Annotated in this window: 12 protein-coding genes; 5 read left to right on the top strand and 7 right to left on the bottom strand. The window is 40.4% G+C overall.

Going from position 1 to position 18,284, the window contains the following annotated elements; genetic code table 11:
* Nucleotides 1-46 precede the first annotated feature (46 nt).
* Nucleotides 47-1,147: a cell division protein ZapE gene (gene zapE / locus ACRCA4_RS02285; RefSeq protein ID WP_433183554.1), complete on the top strand. Its 1,101-nt coding sequence runs from the start codon at nucleotides 47-49 to the stop codon at nucleotides 1,145-1,147.
* Here the strand turns inward: zapE and ACRCA4_RS02280 are convergent.
* From ACRCA4_RS02280 to ACRCA4_RS02265, 4 genes are all read right to left on the bottom strand, one after another.
* Entirely contained in the window at nucleotides 1,134-1,514 is a 381-nt protein-coding gene (locus ACRCA4_RS02280) for a YacL family protein (protein WP_433183551.1), read from the bottom strand. The two genes, zapE and ACRCA4_RS02280, sit on opposite strands and share 14 nt — an antisense overlap.
* A 195-nt stretch (nucleotides 1,515-1,709) precedes the next feature.
* Complete coding sequence (gene acnB / locus ACRCA4_RS02275) at nucleotides 1,710-4,307, bottom strand: bifunctional aconitate hydratase 2/2-methylisocitrate dehydratase (RefSeq protein ID WP_433183548.1); 2,598 nt, start codon at nucleotides 4,305-4,307, stop codon at nucleotides 1,710-1,712.
* 316 nt (nucleotides 4,308-4,623) lie between these two features.
* On the bottom strand, nucleotides 4,624-6,705 hold the full coding sequence (locus ACRCA4_RS02270; RefSeq protein WP_433183545.1) for a M13 family metallopeptidase: 2,082 nt from the start codon (nucleotides 6,703-6,705) through the stop codon (nucleotides 4,624-4,626).
* Nucleotides 6,706-6,892: 187 nt separating this feature from the next.
* Nucleotides 6,893-9,073: a TonB-dependent hemoglobin/transferrin/lactoferrin family receptor gene (locus tag ACRCA4_RS02265; RefSeq protein WP_433183542.1), complete on the bottom strand. Its 2,181-nt coding sequence runs from the start codon at nucleotides 9,071-9,073 to the stop codon at nucleotides 6,893-6,895.
* 250 nt (nucleotides 9,074-9,323) lie between these two features.
* On the opposite strand from ACRCA4_RS02265, the gene ACRCA4_RS02260 reads away from it, so the two are divergent.
* The 3 genes from ACRCA4_RS02260 to ACRCA4_RS02250 are packed head-to-tail and all read left to right on the top strand — an operon-like array spanning nucleotide 9,324 to nucleotide 14,241.
* Complete coding sequence (locus ACRCA4_RS02260) at nucleotides 9,324-9,863, top strand: MotA/TolQ/ExbB proton channel family protein (RefSeq protein WP_433183540.1); 540 nt, start codon at nucleotides 9,324-9,326, stop codon at nucleotides 9,861-9,863.
* Nucleotides 9,863-10,210 carry a DUF2149 domain-containing protein gene (locus ACRCA4_RS02255; RefSeq protein WP_433183538.1) on the top strand — a complete coding sequence of 116 codons (348 nt, stop codon included), beginning with the start codon at nucleotides 9,863-9,865 and terminating at the stop codon, nucleotides 10,208-10,210. The genes ACRCA4_RS02260 and ACRCA4_RS02255 overlap by 1 nt, the downstream gene beginning before the upstream one ends.
* Nucleotides 10,210-14,241: a cobaltochelatase subunit CobN gene (locus tag ACRCA4_RS02250; protein ID WP_433183536.1), complete on the top strand. Its 4,032-nt coding sequence runs from the start codon at nucleotides 10,210-10,212 to the stop codon at nucleotides 14,239-14,241. Before ACRCA4_RS02255 ends, ACRCA4_RS02250 begins: the two co-directional genes overlap by 1 nt.
* Nucleotides 14,242-14,294: 53 nt before the next feature.
* Here the strand turns inward: ACRCA4_RS02250 and glsB are convergent, their stop codons facing one another.
* Nucleotides 14,295-15,221 (bottom strand): glutaminase B, encoded by a 927-nt coding sequence (glsB, locus tag ACRCA4_RS02245; protein ID WP_433183533.1) that lies wholly within the window; start codon nucleotides 15,219-15,221, stop codon nucleotides 14,295-14,297.
* A gap of 427 nt (nucleotides 15,222-15,648) precedes the next feature.
* Between glsB and ACRCA4_RS02240 the strand changes: the two genes are divergently transcribed.
* Nucleotides 15,649-16,074, top strand: a complete 426-nt coding sequence (locus ACRCA4_RS02240; RefSeq protein WP_433183531.1) for a GreA/GreB family elongation factor — start codon at nucleotides 15,649-15,651, stop codon at nucleotides 16,072-16,074.
* A 74-nt stretch (nucleotides 16,075-16,148) separates the two neighbouring features.
* Here the strand turns inward: ACRCA4_RS02240 and ACRCA4_RS02235 are convergent, their stop codons facing one another.
* Together ACRCA4_RS02235 and lpdA are read right to left on the bottom strand one after the other, a co-directional pair.
* A complete protein-coding gene (locus tag ACRCA4_RS02235; protein WP_433183528.1) occupies nucleotides 16,149-16,571 on the bottom strand; it encodes a hypothetical protein in 423 nt (140 codons plus the stop codon).
* Nucleotides 16,572-16,764: 193 nt separating this feature from the next.
* Nucleotides 16,765-18,180, bottom strand: coding sequence for a dihydrolipoyl dehydrogenase (gene lpdA, locus ACRCA4_RS02230; RefSeq protein WP_433183526.1), 1,416 nt, complete (start codon nucleotides 18,178-18,180; stop codon nucleotides 16,765-16,767).
* Between the last annotated feature and the right edge of the window lie 104 nt (nucleotides 18,181-18,284).

Raw genomic sequence — 18,284 nt, 5'->3', positions numbered from 1 at the left:
GTTTTTAGTGAGGCTATAAATTTATTGTTTAGGAGTTTGCCGCCCTGTGTTAGCACAATACCAGCAACAAGTTGAACGTGCAGAGCTAAAGTACGATGAAGCGCAATATCAACTAATTAAGCAACTGCAACAATTAGCACTGCAGCTCAATGCCGGCGCTGCTGTAGAGCAAGGTTTATATATTTACGGCCCTGTTGGTCGGGGTAAAACCATGCTGATGGACGCCTTCTATAACCATCTGACCATCAGCCAAAAAATACGTATTCACTTTCATCACTTTATGGCCAGAGTACATAAAGAGCTTAATCAATTAACCGGCAAGGCTGATCCGCTGCGGCAAGTGGCGGCAAATTGGGCTAAGCAATATAAGGTGCTATGTTTTGATGAGTTCTTTGTTAATGATATTGGCGATGCCATGTTGTTAGGCACCTTATGGCAAGCGCTATTTGATCAAGGCGTAGTATTAGTGACTACCTCGAATGCGCCACCGAAGGATTTATATTATAACGGCTTACAACGACAACGTTTTTTGCCAACAATCAGCTTATTAGAGCAACATTGTCAGGTGCTCAGTTTAGACAATGGCATTGACTATCGCCGTCTTGCTGCCATAGCAAAACCTTACTATTTACAACAAGCCACAGGCCAAGAATTACAACAACGGGCTGAGCAGTTATTTGGCCAAGTAACTGCTTGTCAGCAGATTATAATACAGCAAAGGCCTATAGCCTGTTTATGGCAAAATGAGCATCTAGTCTGTTTTGATTTTATGGCGCTATGTCATGGCCCTCGTAGCCAATTAGACTATATGCAGCTGGCTGATGATTATAAGGCCATTGTTGTCCATCAAGTGCCACAATTTAGTTATGTTGCACAAAAGGCCATAGTCCACGGTGTTGAAGATCAATATCAACGCGAGCATAAAGAATATTATGTTAGCAAAATGGATGATGAAGCGCGGCGTTTTATTGCCTTAGTGGATGAATGCTACGACAGAGGCTGTTTATTATTGCTTAGTGCTGAGGTAGACATTGCCGATCTGTACCAAGCGAAACAGTTAGCCTTTGCCTTTGAGCGCTGTACCTCGCGTTTGTATGAAATGCAGCGCTGGCAAATTAACGACTTTAAAGTAATTAAACCGCAATAAATTGCTGCCAATCTTGTAGCAGTTTTACTAGGTCTTCTAAGCCACAGTGGCAACTTAAGCCATGTTCATCAAGTTGCAATTGTTCTTCTAGCAGCAATTGTTGCTCTGTTGTCGAATTATGATCATGCAAAAGACTATTGTGCTGCAGCATAACCTCAAGCTGCTGCACATCTAAAACAAATTCTTTGCCTTGGTAGCGCCAGTCATCATGTGCAGTTAGCGCTGTGAGTTGTTGTATTAGCTGGCCTAATGCTGCGCTATCTACAGCAAACTCGTCTAGCAGAAAATTCGCTAAAATTTGAAATTCTGCAGCTAATACTAAGCCATATTGCTTAGTTGCACTATCATAACTAAAGTCATATTCCACAATATTGGCCTTTTATTGACAAAGGGCTAAGTATATCGCCTTAGCCATAAAACCACTAACAGAGTCCGTCTTTTTAGCGTATTGGCTAAAGCTGTGGCTTGCTTATTTCTCTAAGCCATTCGCATAAAAAAGGCCTGCTATTGCAGGCCTTTTGCTAACGAGTTAATACTCAGTTATTTATACTAGCAGGCTTAATTACACCGCTTGTTGAATAATTACATTATCTGCCTTTTTAGTGTACTCAGGCATTTTATGGAAGTTCAAGTAACGGTAAGTATCAGCCGCTGTAGCATCAATTTGTGCTGCATACTCTAAGTATTCAGCCACTGTTGGTAATTTACCAATGATTGATGCAACCGCTGCTAGCTCAGCTGACGCTAAATAAACATTAGCACCTTGGCCTAAACGGTTCGGGAAGTTACGCGTTGACGTAGACACTACAGTTGAGTTTTCTGCTACGCGTGCTTGGTTACCCATACACAGTGAACAGCCTGGCATTTCAGTACGGGCACCTACTTTACCGAAGATACTGTAATAGCCTTCGTCAGTTAATTGCGCTTGGTCCATCTTAGTCGGTGGTGCTATCCATAACCGTGTTGGTAATTGGCCTTTATACTTATCCAATAATTTACCCGCAGCACGGAAGTGACCAATATTGGTCATACAAGAACCAATAAAGACTTCATCAATTTTATCGCCAGCGACTTCAGATAATAAGCGCGCATCATCTGGATCATTTGGTGCACATAATACGGGCTCTTTAATTTCAGCTAAATCAATTTCAATAACTTCTGCATATTCAGCATCCGCGTCAGCAGACATTAATTCTGGGTTCGCTAACCATTCTTTCATCGCTAAGATACGACGTTCAATAGTACGCACATCACCGTAACCTTCGCTTATCATCCACTTTAACATCACTATGTTAGATTCAAGATATTCAGCAATAGATTCTTGTGACAACTTAATAGTACAACCGGCAGCAGAACGCTCAGCAGACGCATCAGATAATTCAAACGCTTGCTCAACCGTTAAGTGTGGTAAGCCTTCAATTTCTAATACACGGCCAGAGAACGCATTCTTTTTGCCTTTTTTATCTACAGTTAATAAGCCTTTTTGAATAGCAACATAAGGAATAGCATGCACTAAGTCGCGCAATGTAATACCCGGTTGCATTTCGCCTTTAAAGCGAACTAATACCGACTCTGGCATATCAAGTGGCATAACACCCGTTGCTGCAGCAAAGGCAACTAGGCCTGAACCTGCTGGGAATGAAATACCAATTGGGAAACGGGTATGAGAATCACCACCCGTACCTACGGTATCAGGTAGTAACATACGGTTTAACCAGCTGTGAATAATACCGTCACCTGGGCGTAATGACACACCACCACGGTTCATAATAAAGTCTGGTAATGAGTGATGGGTATCAACGTCTACTGGCTTAGGATAAGCCGCCGTGTGACAGAAAGACTGCATTGTTAAGTCTGCAGTAAAGCCTAAACAGGCTAAGTCTTTTAATTCGTCACGAGTCATTGGTCCTGTGGTATCTTGCGAGCCTACTGTGGTCATTTTTGGTTCACAGTAAGTGCCTGGACGAACACCAGCAACACCACAAGCTTTACCTACCATTTTTTGCGCTAAGGTGAAGCCTTTGCCTGAGTCGGCTTTAGGTACTGGACGACGGAATTTATCTGACGGGCCCTGACCTAAGAACTCACGGGCACGGTCGGTTAAACCACGACCAATGATTAATGGAATACGGCCACCGGCGCGTACTTCATCAATTAATACGTCTGTTGCTAATTCAAATTCAGCTAATACTTCATCAGTACCATGACGAACAATTTTGCCTTCAAATGGCAGAATATCAATAACATCACCCATCTCTAAGTTGCTTACATCAACTTCGATAGGTAAAGCGCCTGAGTCTTCCATAGTATTAAAGAAGATAGGCGCAATTTTACCACCTAAAACAAAACCGCCAGCGCGTTTGTTCGGTACGTATGGGATATCATCGCCCATAAACCATAAAACAGAGTTAGTCGCCGATTTACGTGATGAACCTGTACCTACAACGTCACCAACATAAGCTAAAGGATGACCTTTTTTGTTTAATTCTTCAATTTGCTTAATTGGACCTAAGGTACCTGGCTCGTCTGGTGTAATACCTTCGCGAGCATTTTTTAGCATAGCTAACGCATGCAAAGGAATATCAGGACGTGACCAAGCATCTGGTGCTGGTGATAAATCATCAGTATTCGTTTCACCTGATACTTTAAATACGGTTACAGTAATTTTTTCAGCTAAAGGGGCTTTAGCTTCAAACCACTCGGCATCTGCCCAGCTTTGTACCACTTGCTTAGCATACTCGTTGCCAGCATCAGCTTTTTCAGTAACATCATGAAAAGCATCAAAAATAAGTAAAGTATGAGATAAGGCTTTGGCCGCAACTGGTGCTAATGTTTTGTCATCTAATAAGCTAATTAATGGCTGGATATTATAACCACCCATCATAGTGCCTAGTAGCTCAGTGGCACGTTCGGCACTGATTAAACCACAGCTAATTTCACTTTTTGCTACTGCAGCTAAAAAGCCCGCTTTAACATAAGCAGCTTCGTCTACCCCTGGTGGTACACGGTTAATTAATAAGTCTAATAAGGTTTCTTCCTCACCTTGTGGTGGGTTTTTAATTAATTCTACTAAAGCGGCTACTTGCTCAGCATTGAGCGGCTTTGCTGGTATACCTTGCGCTGCGCGCTCGGCCACATGTTCGCGATATTCTTGTAGCACAGTTTGATCCTCTTGGTCGTTTATTGCAGCCTTGCCGCTGCAATGGTATTCACTAGACTGAATGGGGTGAATTATAAGAAAAATCAGGTCAAATTGACATCTGCCTGCTAACTCCCAAACTTATAGTGGGTATAAATATGCTGAATACAATGTTTAGCTAACTATATTCTTGATGATTAAGTTTTAACCTAACTGGTAAAAATTTATCCTTGATAGCGCACCACATTGCATGGTTACCTAAAAACTAAGCATAAAAAAGGCTGAACGTTTATCACAACAATAAACTGTTCAGCCTGAGCATTATACCAGATTTAGCTTACCAAATCTTAACCCGTTTTTCTGGGGCTAAATACATGGCATCACCTTCTTTAATATCAAAGGCTTCATAGAACTGCGGAATATTTGGCAGTAAGCCTATAACACGGATATACGGAGGTGAATGTGGATCTGTTGCTAAGCGCTGCTTTAACGCTTCATCGCGGTATTTAGTACGCCATACTTGCGCCCAGCTAATAAATACCCGTTGTAAACCTGTAAAGCCATCCATCACTGGCGCTTCTTTACCTTGTAACGAAATTTCATACGCTTTTAACGCGACCGTTAAGCCGCCTAAGTCACCGATATTTTCGCCTAAGGTTAAATCACCATTTACTTTATGGCCTTCAAGCGGTTCATACTGGCTGTAGTGTGCACTTAACATAGCGCCACGCTCTTGGAATTGCTTTTTGTCTTCTTCGCTCCACCAGTTACGTAAGTTACCGTCACCATCAAACTTAGCACCTTGGTCATCAAAACCATGGCCTAATTCATGACCAATAACTGCGCCAATGCCACCATAGTTAACAGCGTCATCTGCTTCCATATTGAAGAAAGGCGGTTGTAAAATAGCGGCTGGGAAAACAATTTCGTTGTTCACAGGGTTAAAGTAAGCATTCACCGTTTGCGGTGTCATATGCCACTCGCCTTTATCAATTGGCTTACCTAATTTCGCTAACATTTCATCATAAGCAAAGTGAGTTGCACGAACAAAGTTACCTACCAAGTCATCTGCTTTAATTTCTAGCTTAGAATAGTCTTTCCACTCATCTGGGTAACCAATCTTAGCAGTAAAAGCATTTAACTTAGCGTGAGCGGCTTTTTTAGTGTCTGGTGTCATCCACTCTAACTCATCAATAGCAACCGCATAGGCTTTAATTAAGTTATCTACTAAGCCTTCCATCCGCGCTTTAGCTTCAGGGGTAAAGTGACGCTCAACATAAAGCTTACCGGTTAACTCACCTAATACATCATCAGAAGCATCAACTGCTTGTTTCCAGCGTGGTTGTTGTTCTTTAGTACCATTTAAAACTGTGCCATAAAAAGCAAATTGGCGATCAGCAAAGTCGCTGCTTAATTTACTGGCATAGCCACTGACTGTTCTCATGGTTAAGTAATCTTGCCAGCTTGCTATATCACTGTTGGCAACGACTTTAGCAAAACCAGAGAAATAAGTTGGTTGGCGCACAATAATTTGATCAATACCGGTTAATTTAACGTTTTTAGCAAACTGGGCCCAATCAAAATCACCCATTTTTTTATCTAGTTCAGCAAAGGCCATTTTGTTATAGGTTTTATCGGCATTACGGTTTTCTACCCGCGTCCAATGATGCTCGGCTAAAGCTTTTTCTAAATTAAATACCCGCTCTGCCGCCGCAGCTGCATCTTTATAACCGGCTAACGTGAACATATCGGTTAAATATGCTTTATAATCAGCTAGTAACTGCTTACCTGCTTCATCATCTTTAAAATAATAATCACGATCGGGTAAACCTAAGCCGCTTTGGCTAACATAAACGCCATACTCGCTAGAGTTTTTCGCATCGTTATTTACATACCAGCTAAATGGAATTGAAATACCATCACGCTGTAATTTAGCAAATAATGCTGGTAATTGATCTTTACTACTAAGTGCAGCTACTGCATCTAATTGCGGCTGTAATGGTTTAATTCCTAAGCTTTCAATCTTAGCTTCATCCATATAGCTCTTATAAAAATCACCTAATTTTTGCTCATCAGAGCCTGGCACTAAGTTGGTGCGAGCAGAAACATCGTTAATAATATCTCTTACCGCGTGTTGAGAATTATCACGTAAAATATTAAATGAACCGTATGACGACTTATCAGCAGGAATATCTGTTTCAGCTAACCACTTACCATTTACCGCAAGGAAGAAATCTTCACTAAATTTAACGGCAGGATCGAAATACTGTGTCTCTACACCCGACACTAATGGCGCTTTAACCGCCGTAGATGCTTGTTGCTCTGTTGCTGTTTTCGTTGATGCTGCTTCTTGTGGGGCACAGGCAGTTAAGCCCAAAGCCAATGCAACAGAAGCTGCAACTAAGGTAATTTTTTTCATTCTAGTTTCCTGTTTTTGTACAAGCTAAATCACAAAATCTTCTTATACTAACCTGTGCTAACCTTGATGCCAAATAGCATCTGAAGTTAAGTTGTAACAAGTTATAACTAATGAAGGATAAATGATTTAGCTTTTAACTAGACTCGTTTATAGAAAGTATAAAGCGCCTTTTATTAACAATATTTGATTAAAAAATATAATGCACATTTGCTGATATAGTTCGGCTAGGCTCGGTTATTTTATTTAAACTAGACCTGTCTGCATGGCCTGCTCCGTTAAGATATCGCACATACTTTTTATCAGTGAGGTTAGTTACCGATACATTCATTTTAAAGCTTTCTGTAAATGCATAACTCGCAATAAAGTCTAGACTGCCGTAGCCGGCAACTTCAATATTGTTAGCATTAACTTTATCCATCCGCTTGGCCCAATTAACAATTAATTCGCTGGAAAAATTTTCCAGCTCAAAGCTAAGCCCTGTCACACCAGATAATGGCGCGATACTCGTAATATAATCACCGGTTTCATCATTTTTACCATCTTGATAAGCCGCATTAGCAAAAAATGACCACGCATCATTTACATGATAGCGAACAGAAGCTTCTATACCCTTTGTTGTCACTGCATCTATATTTTGGTATTGATACACTAACACTTGGCTTTCTTCCCCTGTATAAGGATTACTAATGCTTTCAATATCAATTAAGGCGGTAGATAAAAACTGATCGTATTGATTGTAATAAATCGCTGCACTGAATATAAAATCGTCTAATTGCCCTCTAATACCTAATTCATAAGCATCACTTTTTTCTGGCGATAAATCTTCGCTAGGCACAATTTTATAACCGTAAATAGAGTTATCGTGATCAATATAGGCTAAATCATAAGCTGGCACTTTAAAGCCTTGGCCATACTGGGCAAAAACTGCCACTGTATTATTAAGTTTATACAAGGCCCCCAAATTAAAAGAAACATTGTTTTGTTCAAATTTTGCATAGGGCTCACCACTGGCTTTAGTGGCATTATTTGGCTTCATGCTATACGTATCAAACCGCGCGCCTGGGGTAACAGTTAACTGGCCTTTTAATAACGAGATTTCATCATTAATAAATACACCGGCACGAGATACCTCTGTTTTAGGGAATTTATCTGCCGTTTCTGGATAACCATTTTTTGGAATACCAGCAACTGAATATAATTTTGTCTCGGTGCGCTGCGATGTAGATTTCTCAATGTCTAAACCATAACCCAAAGTATGATTTCCGCTAACTTTTAAACTGGCATTAGAAAGAAAACCGTAGGTTTCTTGCTTATAAATAGCGGTTTTCCACATATCTCTAATTTCAATAATTGGCATGCCGAAATTAGCATTAATGTCTAGCTGTCCATATTCAATATTTTTTTGCTTGGTTTTATTTTGATAAAGGGAAATATTAAGCAAGTCATAAACAGGCGTTGTTGTTTCAGCGTGATAACGCAGCTGCAGGGAGTTATTATCTTTAATGCCGGTGCTTGATTCTTTGACAATGTTATAACCATCTAATGTTCTAAAGTAATCTAATAAACCAAACGCCATGTCTCCCTTAACATCTTGCTGCCAGTTATCAGCAGTAAAGCGAATAAAATCGGTTTGATTCAGATTATATTGGCCATTATAAAATAAACTGGTTGAGTCAATATTTAATTCTGGCTTAGTGTGATCATAATTTTGAACTTCGTTTCCTTCTCGCGCGGTAATATTCACTAAGTGCTCTAGCTGCCCTGTTGCTAAGGCTAAGGTAGTGCCTATAGAACTTTGTTTACCAAGCTCGCTATAACCTAACTTAATTTTTGCCGCAAAACGGTCACCATCGGCTAAATAGTCTGATGCCGTTTTTGTAGTAAACACTACTATACCGCCAAGCGCATCAGAACCATAAAGCGATGATGCTGCCCCTTTAGCCACTTCCACTTGCTTTAGAATATCTGTTTCAATAAAGCCACGGCCTACAATATCGTTTAAGCCATTAGCACCATAGCCTTCGTTCATACGCATGCCATCTTTAATCATCAAGATCCGATCACCGCCCATCCCTCGGACAATGAAGTTTTGGGCAGCGCCAGTATTGCCACTGACCTGAATACTAGGATCGTATTTAAATAATTGACTCATATCCGTAATAACCTGTTTATCCAGATCGTCTTCAGTAATAACTGAGATACTACCGGCAACATCTCTTAGCGGTTTTTCTATCTTGGTACCGCTAATGACTATCACTTCAAAATCAGTATTAGCAGTCGTATCCATATTATTGGCGTTTGAAACTCTTGGCATCACTAATGCTGATAAAATAGCAGTCGCTAACAGAGTACGATTATGAATCCTCATTGTTATTTCCTAGTTAAAACAATCCTTACCACTTGCTAACACATCACACCTAAGGTGAAACGCTTTTGTTGCAGCGATTAAGCATTTTAAGGTCTGTATTAATACCAATAGTTATTGGCCTCTTATATATCGCTTTTTACTTTACATGGAAAAAAACAATTCGTAAATACAAATGATAACAGTTATCACTTGCATTGCGATTTAATGAAATATACACTCTTTTCGCTAAATAAAATGAGGAAGTATTAAGGTGAATTTACAGTTTTTAGAAATATCTATGGCGCAAGCCTCAACCCTACTGATGGCGCCCGTCATCGTTTTGATAGCGGGCTTAGCTGTATATGCGCTCTATGCCTTAGGTCAATTTGCCTCGCAATGGCTGCAAAGAAGAAAAGCTAAACTGGCTTATACCAGACAAGTTTCACAACCTAATCAAACTGCTGTAACTGCTCATAATGGCTACCCTATTCATAATTATTTTATCCATAACCCCCAAGCCAGCGATGACGAGCTGGAAGTGGTAGCGCTACAACAGCTAGAAACCTTAAGAATAGTGACCCGGATTGCCCCCATGTTAGGCTTAATAGCAACCATGATCCCTATGGGGCCAGCACTACAGGCCTTAGCTGATGGCAACATTCAAGGCATTAGTGAAAACCTTATTATTGCCTTTGCAGCCGTAATTTGGGGCTTAGTTATTTCATCCATCACCTTCTGGCCAGCCTCGGTTAAAAAGCGATGGTACGCCAACGAGTTAATAAATATTCGTAAATTAAAGGGGCTTAATTAATGCGATTTCTAGATGATGATGAAGAACTTAACCCTATTGTTAGTGCCGTGAACCTGGTTGATGTGTTTTTAGTCATTATTGCTGCTTTACTCATCGCCTTAGCCCAAAATCCGTTGAATGTGTTTTCTAGCGATGATGTCACAGTAGTAAAAAATGCTGGTAAACCGAATATGGAAGTCATCATTAAACAAGGCAAAGAAATTAAACAATATAAATCTACCGGTGATATTGGCTCAGGCGAAGGCATGCGCGCCGGTGTGGCTTACAAAATGGCTGATGGCAGCTTTGTTTATGTACCAGAAGATGACAAAAGCAGTAACTCCTCTGCTGCAGCGAGTAAAAAATAATGCTAAAAACTATCTTAACCTATTTAACTTTCAGCACCTGCTTTATCAGTGCTATTTTACATGGCTTTGCTTTTTCTGCTGAAACAATAGCAGCCGCAGACGCTGTAAAATCAGAGCCTAAACCACAAATATTATTAATGATGTCATCACATGCCTCGAAACCTAAAGGTGATTTACTGCAAGCGTTGGCCAAAGATCAACCCTTTGAGTTAGTGATCTATTCCAGTCAAGGCAAATCGGAACAGCAAATAAACCAAGCTTGGTCACAGGCGAGTTTAATGATGCTAGATGGCATAAATCCCGCTCTTTCTAAATTTATGTTTGAACAATACCAAAACAAAATCAGCCAGTTTCCTCAAGTGCCGGTGATCTCTCTTGGTGATTTAACCAATGAACAAATGAACCATGGTTTATCAAATGAGCAAAAATTGACTATTGGCAGTTACTATAAAAATGCCGGTAGCGACAATTATCGCAATATGATGCTGTATTTAAGCAATAATTTTTTAAAGCTGTCAGCCCAAGTTGCGCCGCCGCCCATTATTACCCCTAATATTGGCCTGTATCATTACGCTTATCCAGGCCAAATGACGGCTGATGCAAACGCTTTTTATCGCTTTTTACAGGCTAATACAAACCAAGTTGTTATTGCCATAGGTATACACCGCAGCGTTATTGATTATCAGCAACAACAAGTGGTTGATGCCCTCATTAAAGGGCTAGAAGCTAAAGGTGCTAAAGCTTTTGGTTACTTTTTTGAAGGCGAAGATGAAGCATTAAATTACACCGACTTACTCATAACCGAAAAAGATGGCAAAACAATACCTACTATAGATTTATTAATTAATTACCGATCTTTACATTTTGTTGCCAAACGCCGAGCTGAATTTGAAAAAATAGGTGTCCCAGTTTTACATGCATTAAATTACACCCAAGGTGATCAAGCTGAATTTGAGCAAGATCATGCGGGTATATCCGCCTCATTAACACCGTTCTTTTTAGTGATGCCAGAGGATACCGGTAGTGCCGATCCTACTATTATTGCTGCTAATGAAAATGGCGAGAAAAAAGAGATACCTTATCAATTAAATGCTTTAGTCGAGCGTGCCTATCATCACGCCAACTTGGCCCATATTAACAATAAAGATAAAAAGATCGCGATGTTTATTTGGAATTACCCACCGGGGGAAAAGAATATTGGCGCCGCATTTTTAGATGTGCCAACGTCAATTGAAAACATTGCCAAAGCCATGCAACAAAAAGGCTATGATATTCAGCTTAAATCGCAGCAAGCGTTAATAGAATCGGCCGGTAAATTATTACGCCCTTATTATCGGGGTGAAGATGCAGAGACACTCATTGAGCAAGACTTAGCAGAATACTTACCCTTAAGCACTTATTTAACCTGGTTTAATAGTTTACCTAGCTCGGTCACAGAGCCTATTATTCAGCGCTGGGGCAAAGCTGAAGATAGCACTATGCTAAGATCGACAACTAAAGATGGCAAAACAATACCAGCCTTTGTTATACCCAGAATTAACTTAGGTAATATGATTGTATTACCACAAGGCGTACGCGGCGAAAATGCCAAAGAACACGCAAACCTTTACCACAGCACTAAAACCCCAATCAACCACAGTTATTTGGCTATTTACCTCTTTGCCCGAGAAACTTTTAAGGCTAATGCTTATATTCATTTAGGTACCCATGGCAGCCAAGAGTGGTTAACCGGCAAAGAGCGAGGCTTATCTGTTTACGATGCACCTAGTTTGGCTTTAGGAAACCTCCCGGTATTTTACCCGTATATTATTGATAACGTAGGTGAAGCCATGCAAGCCAAGCGCCGTGGCCGCGCCACTATGATTAGCCATTTAACACCCGGCTTTGCTAAAGCCGGTTTATATACCGAAGTGGCAGAGTTAAATGAAAAAATAACCAATTATTTACTGCTTGCAGCAGGTCAAACCAAAGCTAACACCCAAGCAGAAATTATTAATATGGCGCAAAGCCTGAATATTTTTAAAGATTTAAATTTAACAGAACAAATGGTTGCCGCCGATTTTGAGCATTATATTGATAAAATACAGGATCATTTAAATGCACTGGCTCAAATAAGCCAACCGCTAGGGGTACATATTTTTGGCCAGCTGCCTAAAACAGAGCATTTATATAGCACTATATTACAAATGTTAGGCCAAAGTTTTACCGAGCGTGCGGCTAAATATGAGCAACACCATCAGTTAGCTTTACCTGAAGAGCAGCATTTTGATCAGCGCAAAGTACGTAAGCTTGCAGCTCTTGAAGGCTATCAATTACTTAAAACCTATTTAGCGGATCCTAAGTCATTAATTGACGTCGATCCCTTATTAGCTGCAGATCTTAGCTTAGCTAAAAGCTATTGGGATAATTTTCAAGGTATTGCTGAAACTCAAAACTTGTTAGCAGCACTCGATGCCAAGTACATTCCTGTAAGCTATGGTGGCGATCCAATTCGTAACCCTAATGCAGCGCCCACGGGCAGAAACCTGATTGGCTTTAACCCAGCAAAAGTGCCATCAAAAGAAGCCTATGCTGCTGGGGTGACTTTAATGGATCAAACTATTGCCGCTTATGTCGCCAAACATGGCAAATACCCTGAAAAATTAGCTTTTTCGTTATGGTCGCTAGAAACTATGCGCCATCACGGTGCCCTTGAGGCGCAAATACTTCACGCCTTAGGCTTAAGGCCTAAGTGGAATAATCAAGGCGATGTGATAGACACAGAGGTGATCCCCTACAGCGAATTAAAGCGGCCCCGCATTGATGTAGTCATTTCAGCAACCGGTTTATACCGCGATGCTTTTCCCAATGTTATGTTATGGCTAGCTAAAGCCATTGATAAAGTGGCCAAAATGAAAGAAGACAACAACTTTGTTTACCGCAATAGCACTGCCTTAAAAACGGAGTTGTTAGCCAAAGGCAAAAGCCCAGACGATGCGGATTATTTATCGTCAATTCGTATTTTTTCTAACGAAACCGGTAACTATGGTACCGGCTTAGCAAGCAGCTCTTTAGCGTCTGACACTTGGGATACCGATGATAAACTGGCCAAGTTATATTTAGATAGAATGGGGTTTGCTTATGGTTATGATGAAAAGCGCTGGAGCGAAAATGTTAACGATGCCTTAGGAGCTAATAGCCAAGGCTTATACAGTAAAGTGCTATCAGGCACAGATGGCGTTATTTTTTCTCGTTCAACTAACTTATATGCGCTGATGACCAACGACGATCCCTTTCAATATTTTGGTGGCATTGGCCTAGCAGTACGCCATTTAGACGGTAAAACACCAGAGATGTATGTGGCTAACTTGCGGCAAAAAGATCAGCTAAAAGCGCAAACTTTAGCCGAGTTTGTTAACCAAGAAATGCGCAGTCGTTATTTTCATCCGCGCTGGATAAAAGCCATGCAAGATTCTGGTTATGCCGGTGCTACTGCCATATTAGATCGAATGAATAATATGTGGGGCTGGGAAGTCATGACACCTGAAGCAATACGTGATGACCAATGGCAAGAATTTTTTGACGTCTATGTCGACGATAAATATCAAATGGATATGCGTGAGTTCTTTGAACAACATAACGCTGAAAGCCTAGCCCAAATTATTGAGCGAATGTTAGAAGCGGTACGTAAAGGTTATTGGCAGGCAGATGAAAAAACCATCCAAAAAATGGTGCAAACTTATACTGAGCTGGCAACACAGTTTGATGTCGCTACAGATAACGAAAAGTTTAACCAATACATGGACAGCACTGCTGCAGGCTTTGGTTTAACGCCCTTATCTCAGGCTTTGGCCCAAGCCCTTACCCAACCTGTTGCGCCACCTGCTAATCCGGCTAAGCAAACAACCCAAGTGCAAGGACAAAAACTGGAACAACAAGCTAAAACCGAGGCAAAAGAAACCGATTACACTTTTCTTTATATCATGTTTGCCATTTTCAGCTTAGGTTTTATTAGTAATTTCGCCATAAAGCCTAAAGTGATAAAGCTTTAATACTCTACAGCCAATTCGCGGTAATCATGACAATAAATGATTACCGCTAAAGGTTAAAACAATGACAAACCTAATTCTTCAGCAAATAAGCTAATCAGCTGCATGCCAACAACAGAGTTACCATAAGAGTTTAATGCTGGGCTCCAAGCTGAAATAACCCCAAACTGCGGCACTATAGCAACAATGGCCCCGCCTACACCACTTTTAGCTGGCAAGCCTACTTTAAAGGCAAATTCACCTGATTGGTCATACATGCCGCTAGTGGATAAAATTGCATTAACTCGGTGGGCGTCGCGGCGACTACAAATTTGCTCGTTACTATGAGGCTGTATGCCACGGTTTGCTAAAAACAATAATGATTTGGCTAATTGCTGACAATTAATTGCCGTAGCACATTGATGAAAATAATGTGCTAATACATCTGGCACTTCAGCTTCAATATTGCCAAAGCTTTTCATTAAGTAAGCAAGCGCCGCATTGCGATTACCATGCTCAAGCTCTGATAAATAAACCTTTTGATCGGCATAGATATTCTCATCACCGGCTAAACGGCGCATAAAAGTTAAAAAAGCACTTTTACTTGCCGAGTAATGGCTTACTAAAACATCAGCAACTAATATAGCACCAGCATTAATTACAGGATTACGCGGAATACCTTTTTCCCACTCCAACTGAACAATTGAATTAAATGGCTGCCCTGATGGCTCCATGTTAACTCGCTGCCATAAATCATCACCAAGCCTATTCATCGCCATCACTAAACCAAATACTTTCGAGACACTTTGTAGGGAAAAGGTTTTATCAGCTGCGCCGGCACTATGTATTTGTCCGTCAATGGTTGCTACAGCTATGGCTGCAGAGCTTGGATCAACTTGTGCTAAAGCGGGAATATAATCAGCCACCTTACCTTGACTATATAAGGGCTGGCACTGCTGCAGAAGTTGTTGCAATATTGATGTAATAGCTTGTGGTTGTTTCATAAATACCTATAAAGCGGGCAAATTTGCCTATTAGTATGACATAGTTAACCCTAACCATCAGGGCAGCATCAGCAGCTTAATCATATTAATAGCTAACAACTTATAATTTAAAACAAACTGATTAACTTTCGTACTAACCTCGTTAAGATAACGTTCATTTTCGGCGCGCTAGACAGACAAATCAAATCTAACCTTCATTTTAACAACTTAAGTATCAATGTATTTGCTTATTTAACCTAGTTAAGTTATAATAGCCCTAACAGTGACTCAGTAGCAACACAGCGAGACGTAGCCTATAGCCAATAATAATTAGCTTAAATTTTCTATCGTCTCATCGTTTTAAACCAGCTACGTTAAACCGTAACTGGGCCTATTTAGCCACACTGTTATCTAACCATGTTCTAATTACACATGCTCTGGAGGCTATATGTTATTAAATCCTATTTTTTCTTTCTTTAAATCATTAAGCACCAAAACTCGTCGTTGCTTGCTCATGTCAGCATTAGTGCCATTAACGCCTTTAATGCTACATAATACGATGGATCAATTAGATCAGCGTCAAACTAGCGAGCAAGATAGTCTACAACCGTTAAAAGTAAGTTTAGGCACTGCTGTTTATTTAGAATCAGAACAAGAAGACAGCAAAAGCTGGTTAACCTTAGTAGCAACCCCTGATGCTAACCTTAACCAAGGTGAACTATCAGTTTTATCGCCACTAGGCCAAGCCTTATTAGGTAAAGACGCCGGTGATGAAGTACGCGTAAAAGTGTTAGGCAGTGAAATGCGTTTTGTTATTAGTCAAATAACCAAAACCAATTCTACTACTGCTATTAACACAGCAATTACCGCTTAAAGGTACTAAACCAAAAAGGCTTGTTAATTTAACAAGCCTTTTTAGCCGTATTAGTATCGGTAAAATCTATATTCTCAGTTATCTAACACTGACCGGTAAAACTTTTCATCTAAACCAATATCAGGGCAGGTTAATGAGCCATAGCTAATCGCGGCTACGCGTACAGCCGCTTTATTAATAATTACAGCCTGTGATTGCAGCGAACATCTATCCTTTTCAATTACTGACCATTTAGTTAACTTATCTAGCTGTGCTGGCTGTCCTGCGACTATAAAAACCTTGTTATCGTTATACTGATGATAATAATGATCTTTATACTCTATTTTAACCAGCTCACAAGGTGGTGTAAGTTCTAACTCAACACTTTGCCCTCTGGTTGTTACGCTACATTTACCGTTAACAGTACTAAGACTAATATCAGCTTGAGCACATGAAGAAATGCTAAATATAGTTGTCAGTAATGCTATACGAATTATACTGAAATTTCCCAGAACCATAGCCCATCTCCTTTATTTTGTAATTTTGTCTGAATGATAACGCAAACCGTGAACTCGGTAATTGCGCAGACAACATCGAGCAACACCTATCAAAGCAGCGTCGAGATTTTAGTTCAAGGGGTAAGAGTGCTTGAAAACTTTAAACAAAAAAGGCCGCTATGCGGCCTTTTTATTAAACACTAAGCATTGGAAATTACTTTTTCTTCTTAGCTTTTGGGTTTGGTAAGTCAGTAATGCTACCTTCGAACATTTCAGCAGCCATACCTATTGATTCGTTTAATGTTGGGTGAGCATGCACAGTTAACGCGATATCTTCTGCGTCTGCGCCCATTTCAACAGCTAAACAAATTTCACCTAGCATTTCACCAGCGTTGATACCAACAATAGCGCCACCTAATACACGGTGGGTTTCTTTATCAAAGATTAATTTGGTAAAGCCTTCAGTACGTGAAGAGGCAATAGCACGGCCTGATGCAGCCCAAGGGAAAGTGGCTGTTTCAATTTGAATACCTTGCTCTTTAGCTTCTTTTTCAGTTAAACCTGTCCAAGCCATTTCTGGATCTGTGTAGGCAACTGAAGGAATGCAGCGAGGATCGAAGTAATGTTTCTTACCAGAGATAACTTCAGCCGCAACATGGCCTTCGTGAACCGCTTTATGCGCTAACATTGGCTGGCCAATAACATCACCAATGGCATAGATGTGGTCAACGTTAGTTTTTAATTGCTTATCAACATTAATAAAGCCACGCTCATCAACATTTACACCGGCTTTAGTTACGTCTAATAAGTTACCGTTTGGCTTACGGCCAACAGCTACTAAAATCTTGTCGTAACGTACTGCTGTTTCTGGCGCGTTTTTACCTTCGAAAGTCACATATAAGCCGTCATCTTTGGCTTCTACGCCAACAACTTTAGTTGATAGCATAATGTTGAAGTTCTTTTTGTTGTACTTAGTATAGGTTTTTACTAAGTCAGCATCTGCTGCTGGCACTAATTGATCAGCAAATTCTACTACTGATACTTTAGAGCCTAAGGCACGGTAAACTGTACCCATTTCTAAACCAATGATACCGCCACCTAATACTAACATTTCGCCTGGAATATCTTTTAATTCTAAGGCGCCTGTAGAGTCAATTACGCGATCGTCATTTTCTGGAATAAATGGCAGAGAAACTGGCTCTGAACCTGCAGCGATAATAGCGTGTTCAAAGTTAATAGTAGTATCGCCAACTTGTAAGGTGTTAGCACCGGTAAATTTACCGTAGCCATTAACTACGTTAACTTTACGCATTTTCGACATACCAGCTAAACCTGTGGTTAATTGAGAAACCACTTTGTCTTTCCAGCTGCGAATTTTATCTAAATCAATTTCTGGTGCACCAAAAGTAACACCGTGTGACGCCATTTCGCGGGCATCATCAATCACTTTAGCAACGTGTAATAATGCTTTAGAAGGAATACAGCCTACGTTTAAGCAGACACCACCTAAGGTGCTACGGGCTTCAACTAAGGTGACTTCCAGACCTAGGTCTGCTGCACGAAATGCAGCAGAGTAACCGCCAGGGCCTGCGCCTAGCACCACAACTTGGGTTTTAATTTCGTTGCTCATCGTATTACCTTTCTTTATCGGGTCGGGTTACTGACAGGATCTTTATTTAAATCCTATCAGGCGAAAAAAGTGGCAAAATTTTAACATTGCCAACCGCAGAAGTC

The organism is Rheinheimera sp. WS51, assembly GCF_050936095.1.
Taxonomy (GTDB): Bacteria; Pseudomonadota; Gammaproteobacteria; order Enterobacterales; family Alteromonadaceae; genus Alishewanella.
The sequence above is the reverse complement of the archived record's forward strand: the minus strand, read 5'-3'. Positions and strand labels throughout refer to the sequence as shown.